1 protein-coding gene and 1 pseudogene are annotated in these 421 nt (G+C 28.7%); both read left to right on the top strand.

Translation table 11 applies throughout. From position 1 onward, the window contains the following. A pseudogene (locus ERX29_RS10830) lies at positions 1-78 on the top strand (MarR family transcriptional regulator); the annotation flags it as partial. A gap of 121 nt (positions 79-199) precedes the next feature. Further along, positions 200-301, top strand: coding sequence for an SE2200 family small protein (locus ERX29_RS11165; RefSeq protein WP_000731972.1), 102 nt, complete (start codon positions 200-202; stop codon positions 299-301). Positions 302-421: the final 120 nt, after the last annotated feature.

Raw genomic sequence — 421 nt, 5'->3', positions numbered from 1 at the left:
GATGTGATGGAAGCATTGGCTAAAGGGCGACTTGGCTTTGATTTTATTAAGCATTTGAAAGATGAAAAAGAAAGCTAGCATCAGAAATGTTAAAAATCTTCGCATTCTTAAATTTAAAAAATATGTCAAAAAGTGTATAATAAAAACATATAATTTAATTGAACTCAGTTTCAACACATCTTAGAAAGGAGTTTGAATGATGAAAAAATTAGCAGTTATTTTAACATTAGTTGGCGGTTTATACTTCGCATTTAAAAAATACCAAGAACGTGTTAACCAAGCACCTAACATTGAGTACTAAATTAAACCATAAAAAATTCCCGAACACCTTGTTATAGTGCTCGGGAATTTTTTTATGCTTTACTTGAATATATCAAATATTATTTTTGCGCTTTCTGTATTTTCGATATTACCACTAAAT

This window comes from Macrococcus lamae (assembly GCF_004359545.1).
GTDB lineage: Bacteria > Bacillota > Bacilli > Staphylococcales > Staphylococcaceae > Macrococcus > Macrococcus lamae.
The sequence above is the reverse complement of the archived record's forward strand: the minus strand, read 5'-3'. Positions and strand labels throughout refer to the sequence as shown.